16 protein-coding genes are annotated in these 18137 nt (G+C 29.3%); 8 read left to right on the top strand and 8 right to left on the bottom strand.

All coding sequences use genetic code 11. The features are described 5' to 3' along the window. Positions 1-78: 78 nt before the first annotated feature. From CLOCEL_RS04515 to CLOCEL_RS04505, 3 genes are all read right to left on the bottom strand, one after another. Positions 79-861, bottom strand: coding sequence for a helix-turn-helix domain-containing protein (locus tag CLOCEL_RS04515; RefSeq protein ID WP_010076491.1), 783 nt, complete (start codon positions 859-861; stop codon positions 79-81). 279 nt (positions 862-1140) lie between these two features. Then, entirely contained in the window at positions 1141-2094 is a 954-nt protein-coding gene (locus CLOCEL_RS04510) for an NAD-dependent epimerase/dehydratase family protein (RefSeq protein ID WP_010076492.1), read from the bottom strand. A 101-nt stretch (positions 2095-2195) separates the two neighbouring features. Continuing rightward, complete coding sequence (locus CLOCEL_RS04505; RefSeq protein WP_010076493.1) at positions 2196-2855, bottom strand: sugar transferase; 660 nt, start codon at positions 2853-2855, stop codon at positions 2196-2198. 553 nt (positions 2856-3408) lie between these two features. Between CLOCEL_RS04505 and CLOCEL_RS04500 the strand changes: the two genes are divergently transcribed. The 5 genes from CLOCEL_RS04500 to CLOCEL_RS04480 all read left to right on the top strand — a co-directional run bounded on the left by CLOCEL_RS04500 (position 3409) and on the right by CLOCEL_RS04480 (position 9715). Next, complete coding sequence (locus CLOCEL_RS04500; RefSeq protein ID WP_010076495.1) at positions 3409-4476, top strand: glycosyltransferase family 4 protein; 1068 nt, start codon at positions 3409-3411, stop codon at positions 4474-4476. Between the two features lie 24 nt (positions 4477-4500). Beyond that, positions 4501-5604 (top strand): glycosyltransferase WbsX family protein, encoded by a 1104-nt coding sequence (locus CLOCEL_RS04495; RefSeq protein ID WP_010076496.1) that lies wholly within the window; start codon positions 4501-4503, stop codon positions 5602-5604. Continuing rightward, complete coding sequence (locus CLOCEL_RS04490; RefSeq protein ID WP_010076497.1) at positions 5605-6954, top strand: glycosyltransferase family protein; 1350 nt, start codon at positions 5605-5607, stop codon at positions 6952-6954. Between the two features lie 218 nt (positions 6955-7172). Then, on the top strand, positions 7173-8066 hold the full coding sequence (locus CLOCEL_RS04485; protein WP_242655219.1) for a hypothetical protein: 894 nt from the start codon (positions 7173-7175) through the stop codon (positions 8064-8066). Positions 8067-8329: 263 nt separating this feature from the next. Beyond that, on the top strand, positions 8330-9715 hold the full coding sequence (locus tag CLOCEL_RS04480) for a polysaccharide biosynthesis protein (RefSeq protein ID WP_242655218.1): 1386 nt from the start codon (positions 8330-8332) through the stop codon (positions 9713-9715). Between the two features lie 151 nt (positions 9716-9866). Here the strand turns inward: CLOCEL_RS04480 and CLOCEL_RS04475 are convergent, their stop codons facing one another. The 4 genes from CLOCEL_RS04475 to CLOCEL_RS04460 form a co-directional block, all read right to left on the bottom strand. After that, on the bottom strand, positions 9867-10517 hold the full coding sequence (locus CLOCEL_RS04475) for a CpsD/CapB family tyrosine-protein kinase (protein WP_010076500.1): 651 nt from the start codon (positions 10515-10517) through the stop codon (positions 9867-9869). 23 nt (positions 10518-10540) lie between these two features. Then, on the bottom strand, positions 10541-11230 hold the full coding sequence (locus CLOCEL_RS04470; RefSeq protein ID WP_010076501.1) for a YveK family protein: 690 nt from the start codon (positions 11228-11230) through the stop codon (positions 10541-10543). Between the two features lie 579 nt (positions 11231-11809). Continuing rightward, a complete protein-coding gene (locus tag CLOCEL_RS04465) occupies positions 11810-13390 on the bottom strand; it encodes an AMP-binding protein (protein ID WP_010076502.1) in 1581 nt (526 codons plus the stop codon). 139 nt (positions 13391-13529) lie between these two features. Further along, the gene (locus tag CLOCEL_RS04460) at positions 13530-14516 is read right to left on the bottom strand and encodes a 3-oxoacyl-ACP synthase III family protein (RefSeq protein ID WP_010076503.1); all 987 of its coding nucleotides are present in this window, start codon (positions 14514-14516) and stop codon (positions 13530-13532) included. A 470-nt stretch (positions 14517-14986) separates the two neighbouring features. On the opposite strand from CLOCEL_RS04460, the gene CLOCEL_RS04455 reads away from it, so the two are divergent. The 3 genes from CLOCEL_RS04455 to CLOCEL_RS04445 all read left to right on the top strand — a co-directional run bounded on the left by CLOCEL_RS04455 (position 14987) and on the right by CLOCEL_RS04445 (position 17413). Further along, on the top strand, positions 14987-15841 hold the full coding sequence (locus tag CLOCEL_RS04455) for a methyl-accepting chemotaxis protein (protein ID WP_010076504.1): 855 nt from the start codon (positions 14987-14989) through the stop codon (positions 15839-15841). A gap of 127 nt (positions 15842-15968) precedes the next feature. Further along, a complete protein-coding gene (locus CLOCEL_RS04450; RefSeq protein ID WP_010076505.1) occupies positions 15969-16154 on the top strand; it encodes a hypothetical protein in 186 nt (61 codons plus the stop codon). A 317-nt stretch (positions 16155-16471) separates the two neighbouring features. Then, the gene (locus tag CLOCEL_RS04445) at positions 16472-17413 is read left to right on the top strand and encodes an IS982 family transposase (RefSeq protein ID WP_010077629.1); all 942 of its coding nucleotides are present in this window, start codon (positions 16472-16474) and stop codon (positions 17411-17413) included. Between the two features lie 218 nt (positions 17414-17631). Here the strand turns inward: CLOCEL_RS04445 and CLOCEL_RS04440 are convergent, their stop codons facing one another. After that, the gene (locus CLOCEL_RS04440) at positions 17632-18102 is read right to left on the bottom strand and encodes a GNAT family N-acetyltransferase (RefSeq protein ID WP_010076506.1); all 471 of its coding nucleotides are present in this window, start codon (positions 18100-18102) and stop codon (positions 17632-17634) included. Between the last annotated feature and the right edge of the window lie 35 nt (positions 18103-18137).

Here is an 18137-nt window from a genome sequence, read left to right as displayed (position 1 = left end):
ATTTAAAGCAGTACTAAAAATATTAATACTGTATTTCTAGGAAATCTATTACGAACATATATGTTTCCCCAAATAGTCCTACTTTGGAAGAGCTTTTAAGTCCTTTGTCAATTTCTCAACCCACTCTGTAGGTAAGTTTTTCTTACCATGAAATATTTCAATGTATAAATAGTATTCTTCCTCAGTGCATATTATTTGTCTTATCTGATTATTCTTATTTTGCTTTATAATAACCTTTTGATTGTTTCTTAATGCTTCTAATCCTTTAATCAATATCTCCTTTATATATTGATACTTAGTTTCAAGTTCTCTAGTCCTCATATCATAGTACGGTCCTTCAAGAAAAGCTAGTTGAAGATATTTATAATACTCTTTTGTTAAATAAACATTCTCAAAGTTATCATATATTACATAGGCGTTATCTTCATTTTTTATTGAACCAAATACTCTCTCCATTGCTTGGTATGTAATAATCCATACATCACCTGCTTGTTTAATCTCATTTTGCTGAAATTTTCCTCTCTCAATTGCTTTCCTAATAGTAGACCCATTAGCTAATCCCCACTTTTTTGCTGCTTCAGATAAAGTCATAATTGAAGTTAAATCCTTATTAATTTCTTCTTGTTTACTAGCAAACATAGCTTTAATATCTGATTTTTCAAGTTTACCATTAAATAGTTTCAACTTATTCCCATATTGATCATATTGATCTGAAGTAACCAATATATTTTGTTCCTTATACAACAAATCATATATATCATCAATGTCCAAAATCGGAATTTTTCGCTCATTATCTTCAATATTATATATAACAGCTGGATATAGCCTTCTATTTTCTGTAGTTATAATAGTAATATCCATAATTAATTTCTCCCAATAAACAGTTCTGTCACTATATAGTGACAATATCATTATATTCTGTTATCCTGAAAATTACCAACCTGAAACTAGTCAATCTTCAGCAGTTATTTGTCTTTGTTACATAATTATCTACATAATCCTTGTTGTACCTTTTTTCTTCTTTGTTTTTGTCACTATAGAGTGACATAATAGAATAAGTTTATTTTCATGAATAATGTAATAAAGGCATGAAAGCCTCTAACAAGCTCTCATGCCTCAAAACACTTATTATAAACAATTTTATACTCTCGTTTCAGCTGCAACTTCCATTTCTGTTAGCACATTATAGTAATAATTTAAAGTTTCCTTTAGTCCACTTTTAATATCATGTTTATCCTTCCATCCTAAACATCCCGATGCCTTTTCATTACTTAAATAGCTATGAAGTATGTCTCCATTTCTAGCTTCCTTATATTCAACTGCTACACTACATTTACTTATTTCTTTCATTACCTTATGCAATTGATTTATTGTTACGGGTTTATTACTACTTATATCGATAATTTCATTGTCCCCTCTATCTAAAGCCAAAACATTAGCATTGGCAACATCTTTAACATAAATAAAATCTCTAGTCTGCTTTCCATCCCCATATATATAACAGGTTTCTTTCCTCAATAATCGGTTTGCAAAAATGGACACTACTCCGCCTTCACCATGATTATCTTGTCTTGGTCCATAGACATTAGCATATCTAAAAATTGTATATTTGATATTGTAAAGTTCTGAATAAGCCTTAATATAATGACATGGAGTATGTTTGGATATACCATAAAATGATATAGGCTCCACTGGATGATTTTCATCAACAGGCAAATACTTTGGATTCCCATACACTGCTGCTGAGGATGGATAAATTATCTTTCTTACCTTTGTTTCTCTACAACATTCTAATACATTTATAGTTCCTATTATATTAATTTGCGCATCAAAAGCTGGATTCTTCAAAGATGTTTGTACATCTATTTGTGCAGCGTGATGAATGACAACTTCTGGTCTTTCAATATCAAATACAAGCTTCATAGCTTCATAATTAGTTATATCACCTTTATAGAATTTACACTTGGGATTTATATTTTCTACCTTTCCTGATGAAAGATTATCAAAAATAACTACATCATAGTCTAATTCAACTAATCTATCAGCTATATGAGAAGCTATAAATCCAGCCCCTCCTGTAATTAATATCTTCATTTATCCATCACCATCCTTCAATTATCTAAGTTTGTATAGGCTAGTTATCTTTTATCTAACTTATATAAACCAATTATCTTGTCCCTTTTTATATAGGCTAGCTATCTTGCGCCTTTATGATTAAATACTATAAGTGCTGTTTTCAATATTATTTTAAAGTCCATGGAGAAATTTCTATTTTCGATATACTCTAAATCATGTTTCAATTTTTCCTTAGGTGTTATATCATAGCCACCATTAACTTGAGCTAAGCCTGTTAAACCTGGTTTAACCTGCAATCTATTTATAAATGTTGGTATTTCTTTTTGAAATTCAAATGTAAATACAGATCTTTCTGGTCTCGGACCTACTATACTCATATCCCCTTTTAGAATATTGAATAATTGAGGTATTTCATCTATTCTTGTCTTTCTAATAAATTTTCCAACCCTTGTTACCCTGCTATCATTTTTATCAGCCCACTTAGGACCATTTTTTTCTGCGTCAGTGCACATAGACCTAATTTTATAGAGTTTAAATGCCTGACCATCCTTTCCAAGTCTCTCCTGTGTATAAATTGGATTTCCCTTAGACTCTAGCACTACAACTATGCAAGTTATTATCACTATTGGTATTCCAATTACACAACCAATCAAAGATAAAAAAATATCTAAAAACCTTTTCATTTTTTCATAAAGAAGCTTTTCATTTCTTTTTAAAGCTAATAATCTTACTTCCACCGCTTCAACAGTACTACTGATTTCCATTTTCGCATTATTCATATTATCCACCTAACCCTTTCAACGCTTTTACACCAGCAGCTTCCTCTAATACATGAAAACCTAAGATATCTGCTCAAAAGCTTATTTTTTAAAGAGCCTTAGACTCTAATTTTCTTAAATTTCTATCATCTACACCTTTACCTTAATTATAAATAATATCCCTCGTCTTCTCTCACCTCGAAAGTTTACTTTGTAGTTACAAACTTTAACTATTTAATATGGCACTTTTTAATATACATATCTTACTCCGTACCATATCTTCAGCAGTATATTTAGGTATGTTCTTTACTACTTTAGTAGTAAAACCTTTACAACTAAAGGGATTATTTTCGCTCCAAAGTAGACTTATAACCATCAACTCTACATACCAAAGTTCTAGAGTGCTCTATACAATGGACTATGTCAATGCACATAAGGTATCAACTCCTTATTCAAAAGGTCACAGATTACTTTCTACAAAAGGGACATTTAAGACATAATCATAATTCCACTAGAATAATTATCTTAATGGCAGTTGTAAAACTGTTCAATATTAGAAAAGGTGGTGATAAATGTGAAAATAGCACTGATTACATTTTCTACACACACATGCTTTCAAGATAGTATCTATAGTATGTTTGAAGAATTGCAACCCACAGAAGATATTTGGACTATTGGATTACAAACTCCAGAAATTCAATTTCAAAATACCAGCCATAATCTCTTAGTGGATGCCCCTAAAAAACCTGGTATTAGCAAGGACACTTTTAAATTAATTGCATTATTTAAGTTGATAAAGGAAATTAAAAAGCAACAATTTGACGTGATTTATTTTGAAAGCTTACACATATGGAATTTAATTATTATGATCTTTTGCAGAAAACCTCGGATATATCATGCAATCCACGATGTTATACCGCACAAGGGAGACAAACATGAAAAAACTTTAGAAATTATGTACCGCTTTGTTACAAAGCTTACAGATAGAATAATTCTTCGTAATGTTATGTATAAGGATTACTTTTGCAAGAAATACAGTTATGATCCTTCCAAAATATCAATTATAAACCTTTGGTGTAGGTTTTTCCCATATAAAAAGCCTACTAATACAAAGACAGTATTATTTTTTGGTAGAATCAATCCCTATAAAGGCCTAGACAATCTAATTAAAATTATTGAGAAATGCCCTGAAATTCAATTCAATGTTGTTGGCAGAGTTGAGCCTGGACTTGAATCTAATGTAGCAGAAATTAAAAAAAATAAAAATGTTAACCTTGTAACTAGATATATTGAATTTGAAGAAATGCATAATTACTTTTTTAAAGCAGATTGGATCATACTCCCTTATGAATCTGCAACACAATCTGGTGTAATAATGGATGCCTATAAACATTCTAGACCGGTTATTTCCTTTGATGTTGGCGCAATATCTGAACAAGTTATAGACGGCAACACAGGATTTCTAGTAGAAGAAGGAAATATAGATATGTTTGTATCAAAATTAAGGTTTGCAATAAGCTTGGATAATACTACTTATAGCGAAATGACCTTAAATGCCTTTAACTTTGGAAGGGATAATTACTCCGCTGAAAGTGCAAAAACATCCTTTACCGAAATTCTTAAAGATTCTATTATTGTTTAATAAGTTATATCTGGAGGAAAATCATTGGACACAAAAATATTAGCGCTTTACTTACCTCAGTTTTACGAGACAGAATACAATAATAATTGGTGGGGAAAGGGATACACCGAATGGGTAGCTTGCAAAAATGCAAAACCTCTATACAAGAATCATTATCAGCCAAGAGCTCCTTTAAACAATGATTATTATGAATTAACTGATGTAGATACCCTAAGGTGGCAATCAAATATAGCAAAAGATCATGGAATTGATGGATTTGCCATATATCATTACTATTCTAAAGGGCAAAAATTATTGGAAAAACCTACTGAATTACTATTAAAAAATAAAGATATAGCTACAGAATTTTGCCTATACTGGGCAAATCATGATTGGCGAAGAAACTGGTTTGGACGTGAACCAGAATTATTATTTAAGCAAGAGTATGGTGATAAACAGGATTGGATAGCTCATTTTGATTACTGCAAGGATTATTTCATAGATAAAAGATATATTAAGTTAGAAAATAAGCCTGTCTTTTTTATTTTTGAAGCAAATAATTTTAAAAAGCTGGACGAATTTATTCAGTGCTGGAATGAGAAAGCCAAGAAACTAGGTTTTGATGGAATATACTTTGTGAAAACAATAGGTCCACGTTCTACCTTAGATAAAGGAAAATGTGATGCTGTATTTGAGCGTGAACCGATGTATACCTTAAGATATGGTATTTCAAAACAAAAATATTTATTTTCAAGGTTCTTAATGTTAAAAAATCGTATTTTAAATAAGCTGCTTAAAAAATTTAATATAGGAATTTTAGAAAGTAGCTTTTCATATAAAAACTGTTGGGAAAACATCATAAATAGAACTCCAAAGCAAGACAACACAATTTTAGGAGGCTTCACAGATTGGGATAATACTCCACGAAGGTCTTACGACGGAATGATTATGAAAGGCACCACACCAGAACTTTTCCAATACTATATGGAAAAACAAATGGAAAGATGTAAAGAATATAAGTCCCCTTTTGTAGTTATCAATGCTTGGAATGAATGGGCTGAAGGTGCATATTTAGAACCAGACGAAAAATATGGATACGCCTTCTTGAATGCAATAAAAAACTGCAAGAACGTGAAATCAGGTGAATAGATGAATAGAATTCAATCAGCATGTAGGTTAATAGAAACTTGCTCATTTAAAAATATAGTTTTATCTATATCTTGTGCTAATTATATCAGTACAAGAGGCGGAACTGATAAGGTTATAAAAGCTCATCAGGAAATGTTTTATTCAAGTAGGATTTCTTACCTACATATTTTTCCGATAGCAAAGAATTTCCCTTGGTCTGATGATAGAACTAAATATATTAGCTCTGGCTATTTTGGAGCTAGCATAGATAAAAAATTGTTAGGTTTACTTTCTATAAAAGAACTAATTTATATATGTAGTGCTATTCAAAAGAAAGGCTATAATATCATAGATATTCATACGCATCAACTGTTTCGTATTGATATAAAACACTTAAAAACCCTACTGAACTCTATTAAAAGTCCAATAAAATTTTTTGTTCATGATTATTATACTATATGTACTCAATGTAATTTTTTAAAAAACGGCATAGAATTTTGTGGGCCAGAAGTAATGAGTCCAAGTAAATGTAGCGATTGTAAATATTATAATCGTTCCAAAAGAATACAACCGAAAGTAAGAGAATTTTTCGATTTATATAAAAATAGACTGAAAATTATCGCTCCCTCAGCTTCTGCGGCAAATATCTGGGGAAACGCCTATCCAAATTTTAAAAACCAAATAATTATTATTTACCATCAACAGCTTATAGATAAATACTATGCTAACATGGAATCTATTACTTCCAATGCACCACTGAAGATTGCTTTTGTTGGAGTTAAAGCAGTGAATAAAGGTTGGCTTAATTGGAAAGATGCAGTAAAAACATCCCATAATGATAATTGTAATTATAAATACTATCACTTTGGTGCTAGTGACGATAACTTAACTTATGTAAATAAGATTGATGTTTCATTTCAAAGAGAAGGTTTAAATGCTATGGTAACAAAATTACGAGAATATTCAATTGATTGTGTTGTTTTAGCTTCAATTTGTCCTGAAACATATTCTTACACTTATTATGAAAGTATGTCTGCTAATGCTTTTATCATTACAAATATCAATAGTGGCAACATTGCTAGCGAAGTCCAAAAGAATAATAACGGAATCGTCCTAAAAAATAATAACCAGTTAAAAACTCTGCTATGTAATGAAAAAGAATTAAGAGATATGGTGAATGGCTTTAAAACTAGCAATATTTTCGGGCCAAAGGATTTAATAGAAAATAGAAGACTACTTGAAATAGTAAATGATAACCTTGGACATGATTACGAAATAATATTTGAGAAAAAGGTGTCAACTATATTAAGTATAATCATTACCTTCGCAAACTTAGTATATAGGCGAATAAAGAAGGGAGATTTGCAGTGAAAGATTTAAAGACACCCTTAATATCCTTCTATATATTTTTAATTGTATTCTTAGAATATGAAAGATTTTTGTTTACTAATGTATCATATATAGACCTTGCAATAAAATTTATAATATTTTTTGTTTCTATAATCATTATATTGATTAGCAATTTTAAGATGAAAATCACTCATCGTATTGCTTTGTTGTTACTGATTTTTTTAAGTGCTTATATATCCATGATTACTAAAAGAACTAACTACGCTATAATCATTTTGACCTTTATAACTGTTTTTAATGGATCAACCTATAAGCTAATTAAAGCATTTTATAAATCAAATTTATTTTTCTTTATTCTTTGTATCCTATTATTAGCTTTAGGCTTTAAAGAAAACACTATATTTCTAGAGAATAATAGAACAGTGTATACCTTAGGTTTTGTTAATCCTAATACTGCAGCCTCAAAATACTTAATAATTCTATTATCTTATATCTATCTAAAATATAAAAAGTTAAATGTACTAAATTATACCTTTATATCATTAAGTTCAATAGTAATATATATATTGACTGGCTCTCGAACTGGAGCTACGTCTACTTTAATATTAATATTCTTCCTTTTAATATCAAAAGCAGTTAAGAAAAAAAATACTCTTATACTAACGAAAAAACTTTTAAACAAACTTTATCCCTATACCTTTATTATCTTCAGCATACTTTCAATTCTCCTTGTTGTGAATTACGGTAAATATCCCTTTATTAATACTATCGATAAACTATTTACAAATAGAATTATGCTAGCTTCAAAGTACTGTTATGATATTTACTCAATAACATTTTTAGGTGGCGCTGAACGATATTTATCAGATAACATGTATCTATATCTAACCTTTGATACTGGATTAATCGGACTTGCCTTATATGCAATTTACTATTTAATTCTTGTTAAAAAAATTCTAAAGAAAAAGGATGTTGCTGCTTTAATTATAGTACTAAGTATATTATTTTTTGGTTTAACAGAATGTAGCACAGTATTCATAGCAAATAATTGTACCTTGTTAATGAGTAACTTTATCTTTACCTCTAAAGCTAAAAAAACTTCACAACCTTCATTATCAAACAAAACTTCATAAAAATTCTAAAGACATATTGAAAAATCAATATAATCTATGAATATCCTTTATTAGAAACTTGTTTGCTTTAAAAATATATTCTTTAGAAAAATAACGATTGTTTTTTATATAAGATATTACTATATAAAGGAGATGAAATGAAAGGAAGGCGTAGCTTTTATAATATATTATTGGGCTTGATAAGTTTACTAATTACGATTTTTTTTAACCTGATCATACCTAGATTATTTATCCTCAAATTAGGTTCTGAAGTAAATGGATTTATGTCATCCATAACTCAAATTTTTATTTATCTGATGCTGTTAGAGGCTGGAGTGGGTGAAGCTACTATTCAGGCACTTTATAAGCCTTTAACCGTAGATGATAAAGAAAGTTTAAATGGTATATTGTCTGCAACCTCAAGATACTATAATAAAACAGGAAAGTTCTACTTGTTAACTGTTGTTATTATTTCAATATTGTACCCTATAATCACCAAATCACAAATAAATAGTGTCACTATTTCACTAGTAATACTATTTACAGGTGTGGTTGGTGTTATAAATTATTTTTTACAAGCAAAATTCAAATTACTTTTAATTGCTGAAGGCAAAACATATATAATAACAACTGCAAACTTAGTTGTAAACACCTTAAGCAATATCACAAAAATAGTCCTACTTTTATTAAACTTTAATATATTAATAATTCAAATATCTTATTTTATAATAAGCTTCTTACAGATGTTTTTAATTTGGATTTATATAAAGAAGCATTATAAGTGGATAGATTTAAAGGTTAAACCAGATTATTCAGCTATATCGCAAAAAAACTCAGTATTAGTACATCAAATATCAGGTATGGTCTTTTACAATACAGACGTACTTATACTAACTTTTTTTTGTGGCTTTGCTGTAGTAAGTGTTTATACAATGTACAATCTAATATTTCAAATGATTAGCAGTGTAATAACTAATATAAGTTCTGGGGTAATTTTTGTATTAGGCTCTTCATACTTTGAAGATAAAGAAAAATTTTTAGACTTATACAATTCATTTGAATCCTATTACATGTCGATAGTTTTTGCTTTATCAACTATTAGTTATATACTAATATTACCCTTCATGAAGCTCTATACCGCTGGAATAACAGATGTAAATTATATAGACACCTTGTTACCTACTATGTTTGCTATTTTAAATTTATTATCTTATGTACGAATGCCAGGGGTTTATTCCATAAATATTGCAGGACATTTTAAAAAAACACAATATAGATCAATTTTTGAATCTGTAATTAATATTATAGTTTCACTTATATGTGTAAATTTTTTTGGCATTTATGGAGTACTAATTGGCTCAATCACTGCATTACTCTACAGGACAAATGATATAATACTATATACAAGCAAGCAAATCATAAAAAGAAATTCACTGATTACTTATAAAAAATGCTTTATAAACATAGCAATTCTTTTCATTATAGTATTTCTTGTATCTAAATTTAATCTATCAATTGAATCCTATAGTGAATTTTTGATAATAGGTAGCCTATTACTAATTACGGTAATTCCATTATTTTTTATATCTATGGCTGCATTGGATATTAAATCCTTTAATTACTGCATAGGCTTCTCAAAAAAATATTTAAATAAACTTCGGAATAAGTGATTATTCAATTATACACACTAGCTAGATATATTTCTAACAAAGCCTTCTTTTACTACTAAGTGGCGAATATTTCTATCAAAATTTTATTCTACTCCTAAGCGGTGGATTCCAAAAAGTCCCCATCTAAAATCTAGATGGGGACTTTATTATATCAGTAATAACCATTCTGTTTAACATCCAACTTATTTAATACTACTCCTAATATCTTAGCTTTTACTTTCTCTAAAAGCGCCTTTGCTTTTAGAGCTGCAGCTTTTTCTACTTGTGACGAAGCAACTACAAGAACACATCCATCTGCATAAGTAGAAAGTAATTGAGCATCTGTTGCTATTGTCACAGGTGGCGTATCTATTATTATATAATCATAAGTCTCCTTCAAATCCTCAATAAGATTCTTAAGCTTTTCAGATGAAATTAACTTAGATGGATTGTTGGCTTTTGTTCCAACCATAGCTATATCTAAGTTAGATACTTTTGTCTTTTGAACTGATTCCGAAAACAATGCGTTACCTTCCAAAAAGCCTAGTAGTCCTTTTCTATTTGGTATATTAAATTGCCTATGAAGGCTTGGATTTCTAAAATCGCAATCAATCAAAATAGTGTTATATCCGTTTTCAGCCATGACTACACCCAAATTAGCACAGGTGGTAGACTTACCTTCCCCTGCTACAGAGCTAGTAACAACAATTGTTTTTACATTCTTATCCAAGGATGAAAATTGAATATTTGTCCTTAATGTTCTGTAGGCTTCTGAAATTTGAGAATTAGGATGCTCTACAGTGATTAATCTATTATTATTCATAACTTTTACTCCTCTGATTATACTTAATATTTACCCACGTCTTTAGGTATAACTCCGATTACTGGAATTCCTAAATATTTATTTATATCTTCCTCAACTTTTAATGTGTTATCCATATATTCACGTAATACAGCAAGCCCCATTGAAACCACCATTCCTATAAAGAAAGCTATAGCAATATTCAAAAGCTTATTTGGTTTTATAGGTTCTTCTGGGATTTTCGCTCCATCTATTACCTTAATATTTTGACCTGAGTATATTCTTTCTCCTTCTTCCATAAATGCATTACAAACAGCATTTAAAATGCGATAAGCTTCTTGAGGATTCTCATTCTGTACTTTAAATTCAATAAGCTGAGTATCCTCCTTTGGAATGACAATTATAGAATCTAAAATATCCTTTGTAGAAACATCCTTTAACATTTTTGATGCATTTTCCGCAACAGATGCTGACCGCCCTATCTCTGCATAAGTTGTTATAAGATTTTTATACATCATTATGTCATCAAATTGATACTTAGGATTATCATTTGATCCCCTATCAGCTTTTCCTACTACAATAGTTGACTTGGCTTCATAGGTAGGTTCTATTATTAAAAAACTTAAAATCCCAGCTAGAAAAGTACTTAATATAGTTATTAAAAGTATTAGCTTTATTTGTTTTTTAAAGATACGTATAAAATCACCTAAAACTAAAGCTCTTTCTTCTTCCATCTATACTTACCTCCAAGTTTAATTACATTCTTAGAATATACTTGCAGACTAATAAGATATTTTTATTTCATTATGAATTAGACTTCAACTGGCTTTTTATCTATTCAACTGCACTTGTGGGAAAAAATCTTTATCTTTTAATCTTTATATTTAAATTATAATTACTTCTTGGTCTATTTACTCACCTCAATAGTTTACTTTATAAGTGCAAATTTTACTTATTTAACATACAACTTTTAAATATGTAGTCTACTACTTTTACTTATTTAGTCTAATACTTTTCCCGCTGTTCTCTACTACTTTTATACCATATTTTCATACCTCTATTTACCTATACATGCGTCTGCTTTTTCTTGTATCTCTTCTTCCAAAATCTAAAAGGCATTCTCATATTTTTTGAATCCCCTCTACTTGCTATGGTTATACGATTATAGTCTTACTGAAAAATAAAAGCTCCTAAGGTAATTTCCTCAGAAGCTTTATTAGACTCTTATTTTTAATTGCTTACTATTAAAAAATAAGCTAGTATATCAAAATCTTGTATGTATTAAAAGCATTATACGTTCTAATTAACGTAATTTAATTAGCAGCAACTTCCCCTATTGAACTTGGATTGATTTTTTCAGTTGCAATTTCTCTTAGGGAATTTCGTTTAATTTTTCCGGTTGACGTCAATGGAAATAAATCTATAAATTCTACATACTTAGGAAACTTATATCTTGATATTTTTCCAGATAAAAAATTTATTATATCTTCTCTAGTTAATCCTGTAGAAGTTTCTTTCAATTTAATGAAAGCAAATATTTCCTCTCCATGAATTTTATCTGGCACCCCAACAATTATTGCATTTTCAATATCAGGATGCATAATAAGATGATTTTCAATATCCGTTGGAGAGATATTTTCTCCACCTCGGATTATTACATCTTTAAGTCGTCCTTTTATAGATAAATATCCCTCTTCATCTATAAAAGCAACATCACCTGTACGAATCCAATTATCAACCATAGTAACCTCTGTTGCTGTAGGATTATTATAGTATCCCAGCATGCTATATGCACTTTTTACATATAATTCACCTTCAGTATTAGCAGGGAGCGTTACTCCAGTTTCAGGGTCACAAATTTTTATTTCCACATGCTCAACAGGCTTTCCTACAGTATTTATTTTAGGATCATCTTTGTCATAGACTGTAGTTTGAGTAACCCCTAGTGTCTCAGTTTGTCCAAAAGTATTATTTAATTCAGTAATGTGAAGCTGCTCCATTATATCCTTCATAAGTGTTTCTGAAGAAACTGCTCCTGCAATCATTCCTACCCTTAAACTAGAAATATCGTATGAATTGTGATTACTTAATAAATATTGATACATTGTTGGAACTCCATGAAAACCAGTACATCTTTCACTTTCAATTGTCTTAAGTGCAACAGAGGTTTTGAATTTTTTCATTAGAGCTACTTTACTACCAGCTAATAATCCAAGGATTGCTGTATATTTACCACCTAATATATGATTTAATGGCAATGTAACTAAAATAGTATCTTCTGATGTATATTTAAAGTTTTTAATAAATGAAAGTGGACCATTTAGTACCGCTTTATGGTTAAACATAATTCCTTTTGGATTTCCAGTAGTTCCTGAGGTATATAAAATTGTAGCCATATCAGTTGGTAAAACATTACTTGAAATAGCTATAAGTTCATCATCTAATACTCTTTTCATTTGAGACATAATAAGACCTAAGCTAAATAAAGTTTTCATTTTTATTGTTATTTTAAGGTAATCAAATTTTTCTAAGTCAACCTTTTCAATCATATCTTTATCACTCACGATTAAAATTGTTGATTCGGATTGTTTTAACATATAGTCTATTTCTTCTTCCGTCGATGAATAACTTAAACATACGCAGACAGCACCTATTTTTAATGTTGCTAAAAATACTATTATCCATTCTGGTGAATTACTTGATAACAGAGCTATGTGATCACCTTTCTTTATTCCAATAGATATTAAGCTTTTCGCTATCATATCTATTTGGTATCCAAGTTCTTTATATGTAAATCTTCTTCCATCTTCCGCATAAACTAAAGCTTCCTTATCAGCAAACTTGTTGAATATTTTACTCGTATATGATCCTATAGTTTCATTAATTAATTCCATTAGCAATACACCTCTCATTAAAAAAATAAAATTTAAACAGTAATATATAAGTTCTAGTAATGATATTTCATTAAATATATTAATTTTTCATTTTTAATATATAGCTTCAATGTAAAACCAATTTTGAAACTTATACAAATTAATACTTTAATAGTAAAGATATATGAGTTGATCCAGCAGCAACTGTACAAAATACTACATAATCACCACGCTTAACTTGTCCATTTTTTATTCCTTCATAAAATACAAGAAATGGACTAGTTGTCCCTGTATATCCGTAAGTATCCGCAACATACAGAGCCTTTTCTGTACCTATCCCAAGTTTCTCACGTAGAGTAGCTACATTTTTGTACGCAATTTGAGAAAAGCAAAACATAGAAATATCGTTAATAGCTAAATTACTTTTATCTAACATTGAATTTATATTTTCAACAGCTCCATCTATCCACCAAGTACCAAATGACTTCCAATCCACATATACATCCTCTTTAGGAGTATCATAGATGTGCGAAAATCCGCACTTAGGAAATCTAACGTAATCAATAAAATCAGTATTGACGCTTATTTTAGTGTCAATCAATTTACAATCTTCATCAGTTCTTTCTAAAATGAGTGCACATGCAACGTCTCCATACTGACCATAACACTCCTCATTTTCAGGGCTAACTTGTGGTGTAAGATAATCACTACCAACTAAAAGTAATCTATTTATTTGAGGATTAGAAGACATATATCTAAAAACTAAATCTAGAGCATATGTCATTCCAATACAGTTTCCATTCATATCATGACAGAAACATTCTTCTTTACCTTTAATTGCATTATGAATAAATAGAGCAGAAGTTGGTGAGACATATTCAGCTAACATACCTGAATATACAATCATATCTATATCTTTTCCAGTAAGCTTTGACTTTTCTAATACAGCTTGTGAAGATTGTATAGCCATAGTCAGTGCATTTTCAGTATCTCTATTAATTTCATATCTATTTCTCCTACCCATAGTCTCTTCAAAAAATTTTTTAATATCTTTTCCTTGTTTTTTGAAGTGCTCTATATAATACTCATTATCAACAATATTCTTTCCATGATACACTTCAATTTCTCTTATTTTAACGTTTTCCATAGCCTGATTAACTATACTTTACTTAGAATAGTAAAGCATAATTAACTTCACCTCCTCACAATCTGATTTTAAATTAAATTTAAATTTGAATTCAAATACAATATAACATATTTTTATACTTTTGGCACTATATTTTCCATATATTCCTTTGATATAATTTAAAGGAAATTTTAACTTACTATATGTCTATATTTCTACTTTTGAACTTCTTATTAGATACATTATCTAATTGTGTTGACCTAATAGAAATTTTGAATCTATAATATTGTAATATAAAATGTAGTTTATCTAAAATTTACAATTAAATTAAATTTTCCTTGTAATTATGTGTTAAAATATAAGTATATATGTTTTAATAAGAATTCTACATGAATCTTAATGATATCTTAAATAATCATATAATCCTTTAATGTGGACTAAATAATAGAACATATATATTAATATTTTGGGGATGGAAAGGATGTACTACAATGATAAATGAAATATCTGAAAATAAATTAATGGAATCTTTTTACAACATGATACCTTATTTTAAGTACTACTTTGGAACAGAGTTAGGCTTTACAATCGCTAACACTGAAAAATTTCTTTTTGTACAAAACACTGAAAATTTAAAATCAAATCTTAAAACAGGTGATAAAATTCCAGAAGGTTCTGCTGCATATGTATGTTTGCAAAAAAAAGAAGTTATACACCGTATAGTACCAAGAGAAGTCTTTGGATTTCCTGTAGAAACAATTGCAGTTCCAGTACTTGTTAACAACAGAATAGAAGGCGCATTAGTAATTAGCATGAGTGTTGACAAAACTGAAAAGAAAGAAAGAATTTCTAACTTAGCTAATGCATTATCTCAATCCTTAGAACAAATGAGTTCAACTGTAGTAGAAATGGCTAATACATTCCAAGAAATAAGCGGAACAAATTCAGATATTGAGAACTTTATCCATGAGACAAAAGAAAGTTCTAAAAAGACTGATGAAGTGTTGACATTTATCGAAGGCATTGCAAAACAAACTAATTTGCTTGGACTAAATGCTGCTATTGAATCAGCTAGGGCAGGAGAACATGGAAAAGGTTTTGGCGTAGTATCAACTGAAATAAGAAATCTGTCAAACTCAACAAAGGAATCAATAAATCAAATAAATGGAATTTTAAATAATATACAAAAATCAATAAATGAAATATATGAAAGGTTTGAGTGCTCTAATAATTTATTAGAAAATCAGACAAATGAACTTCAAGAACTTACTGCTACCATTGAAGAACTTACAGCTAGTGCAGCACTTCTAAATGAATTTGCAGATGAATTTGCAAATGACAAATAAAAAAGTATCTTTACTATTAATTATTTGGGGGATTTTTGAAGGTTTACAGTAACCACCCCCACTATCGGAGATACTTCTAAATTATTACTGCTGAAGAATGTTTGTAATTTTAGGTGGAGGACTTATTTTGATAAAAACCAATAAAAAACTAGCTTTAATCATTTTTTATATTTGTGCTACATCATCGATTATACTTGGATTTCTAAATTATATTCATGAAAAAAGTCCATTCCAAATTTTCGGTGTTGTAATGATGATAGTAGTAATAATAATCGAAACTCTTTATTATAAAAAAGGATCTACAAAAAAGTAACTTGTATGTTTTTAATTTTATCTACTATTTTTTTAATACTTATATAAGTTGCAATAATAACTCTACATTTGATTGATATTCAATAACCTAGAAGATAACTAGTTTTGGTGTAGAAACTTAATTGCAATATATATACTATAAATAAAAAAGAGAAGTTCATAATGACTTCTCTTTTTTCACATTCTATAAATTTAATTAAGTTAACCCGTTGTGCTAGTTAAATACGCTGGCAATACTTACAAATAGAAAAACTCCAGCATATTTGCTAACCTATCATTAAAAAACACCACTAATCTAATGATAGGAGGCTAACCTATATGCCAGAGTTTAATAAAGATTCTACCATAACAATAAATGACTTAAAAGATTTTATTGTTGTCACTTATGTTATAATTGATGACTTTTACCAAAAAGTAACTCCAACATTTATTAAAAATCGTCGTAACATCGCTAAATCAGTAATGACTGATAGCGAAATAATTACGATTTCTTTAGTAGGTGAACTCTTAACCATTGACTCTGAAAAAGCATGGTTTGGATTTTGCTCTAAAAACCTACGAGACTTATTTCCCAACTTTTGTAGTAGGCCGAGGTTTCATAGAGTTAGAAAGTCATTATTTCGAGTCATTGATGAAATTCGTAAAGAGTTAACGAAATTTCTTAACTATCAATATGACCGAATGAGAATTGCAGATAGTATGCCAATTCCTGTGTGTAAGTTTGGGAGAGCTCATTTCCATAAAGCTTTTAAGCCGGAGGCTGCCTACGGGCGATGCGCTTCGAAAAAAGAAACATATTATGGATTCAAATTACATGCTTTAGTAGCCCTCGATGGCTATATCACAGATTTTACTGTAACAGCAGCAAATATTGATGACAGAGATGTCGTCTGGGAACTCACAGCTAATTCAGAGATTGATATACTAATAGGTGATAAAGGATATATAGGTCAAAAAGTTGCTTCGCAATTAAAAGAAACAAGGTACATTCGTCTTTTAACAATAAATCGTAACAATAGTAAAACTAAACTTTTAAAACCTTTTAGGCAGTTGATATTCAAGGCTCGTCGTAGAGTAGAAACTACTTTTTCTCAGCTCTCCGAGCAATTAAATATGCAGAGGGTTCTTACAAAATCAACTTGGGGATTTGCCACAAGAATATCAAATAAAATATTAGCTCATAATCTTTGCTATTTTATAAATAAATTTTTTAATATAGGTATAGAAATATCAAAGATTAAAGAATTAGTATTCGGATAATAATTTCCAAAAACAGTATATGAGACAATAGGATAGGACTGCCTAAAATCATGGTATAAATATCCTTTTAATGAAAACTTATCTGCTAGCACAACAGGTTAAGTTACTTTTTATCTACCATGTATTGTGAAAATATTACTTTCAAAAATAATTGATTTTGCTTTTAATATGTACCAATAAGCTTATCCTTATTGACATAAATATCTATATACCTATATTTATAAGTTTTTTATATACCACACATCACAAGCATAATGTTCTGTTTCAACTATTGGTTTTTCTAATTGAATAAAATCATGCTTCTTATAAAATTTATTGGCTGCTACCATATTAGCAAAGGTTTCAAGATAACATTTTTCATAATACTTTTTTGCAAATTCTAAAGAAATCTTTAATAGTTCTTGTGCAATCCCAGTCCCTCTAACCTCTTTTAGAGAATACATTTTCTGTAGTTCACATATATTTTCTGTATTAGTTAAAGGACCGATACCACAACCGGCTACTATTTTGTTATTATCTTCAACAACCCAATATTTAGATCTTTCATTTTGATAAACCTGATAAAACCTTCCTAGATTTGTATCTTCCCATGCACAGCCTGGCTTATTAGCTCCAAACTCTATTAGGCATGTTCTAATAAGTGACTCTACTTGTTTATTATCTTTTTCTTGTATTTCTCTAATTATCATAAAATACCTCATTAATCTCTTAACTTGTCAGTTCC

It is taken from the genome of Clostridium cellulovorans 743B, from assembly GCF_000145275.1.
Taxonomy (GTDB): Bacteria; Bacillota; Clostridia; order Clostridiales; family Clostridiaceae; genus Clostridium_K; species Clostridium_K cellulovorans.
The sequence above is the reverse complement of the archived record's forward strand: the minus strand, read 5'-3'. Positions and strand labels throughout refer to the sequence as shown.

What these genes read in the sequence shown, in the direction of transcription:
- CLOCEL_RS04445 (WP_010077629.1), top strand. Translation starts at nt 16,472, where the DNA reads ATGCCAGAGTTTAATAAAGATTCTACCATAACAATAAATGACTTAAAA.
- CLOCEL_RS04505 (WP_010076493.1), bottom strand. Translation starts at nt 2,855, where the DNA reads ATGAATAATGCGAAAATGGAAATCAGTAGTACTGTTGAAGCGGTGGAA.
- CLOCEL_RS04475 (WP_010076500.1), bottom strand. Translation starts at nt 10,517, where the DNA reads ATGAATAATAATAGATTAATCACTGTAGAGCATCCTAATTCTCAAATT.
- CLOCEL_RS04485 (WP_242655219.1), top strand. Translation starts at nt 7,173, where the DNA reads ATGATTACTAAAAGAACTAACTACGCTATAATCATTTTGACCTTTATA.
- CLOCEL_RS04510 (WP_010076492.1), bottom strand. Translation starts at nt 2,094, where the DNA reads ATGAAGATATTAATTACAGGAGGGGCTGGATTTATAGCTTCTCATATA.
- CLOCEL_RS04470 (WP_010076501.1), bottom strand. Translation starts at nt 11,230, where the DNA reads ATGGAAGAAGAAAGAGCTTTAGTTTTAGGTGATTTTATACGTATCTTT.
- CLOCEL_RS04460 (WP_010076503.1), bottom strand. Translation starts at nt 14,516, where the DNA reads ATGGAAAACGTTAAAATAAGAGAAATTGAAGTGTATCATGGAAAGAAT.
- CLOCEL_RS04490 (WP_010076497.1), top strand. Translation starts at nt 5,605, where the DNA reads ATGAATAGAATTCAATCAGCATGTAGGTTAATAGAAACTTGCTCATTT.
- CLOCEL_RS04465 (WP_010076502.1), bottom strand. Translation starts at nt 13,390, where the DNA reads ATGGAATTAATTAATGAAACTATAGGATCATATACGAGTAAAATATTC.
- CLOCEL_RS04440 (WP_010076506.1), bottom strand. Translation starts at nt 18,102, where the DNA reads ATGATAATTAGAGAAATACAAGAAAAAGATAATAAACAAGTAGAGTCA.
- CLOCEL_RS04455 (WP_010076504.1), top strand. Translation starts at nt 14,987, where the DNA reads ATGATAAATGAAATATCTGAAAATAAATTAATGGAATCTTTTTACAAC.
- CLOCEL_RS04515 (WP_010076491.1), bottom strand. Translation starts at nt 861, where the DNA reads ATGGATATTACTATTATAACTACAGAAAATAGAAGGCTATATCCAGCT.
- CLOCEL_RS04480 (WP_242655218.1), top strand. Translation starts at nt 8,330, where the DNA reads ATGTCATCCATAACTCAAATTTTTATTTATCTGATGCTGTTAGAGGCT.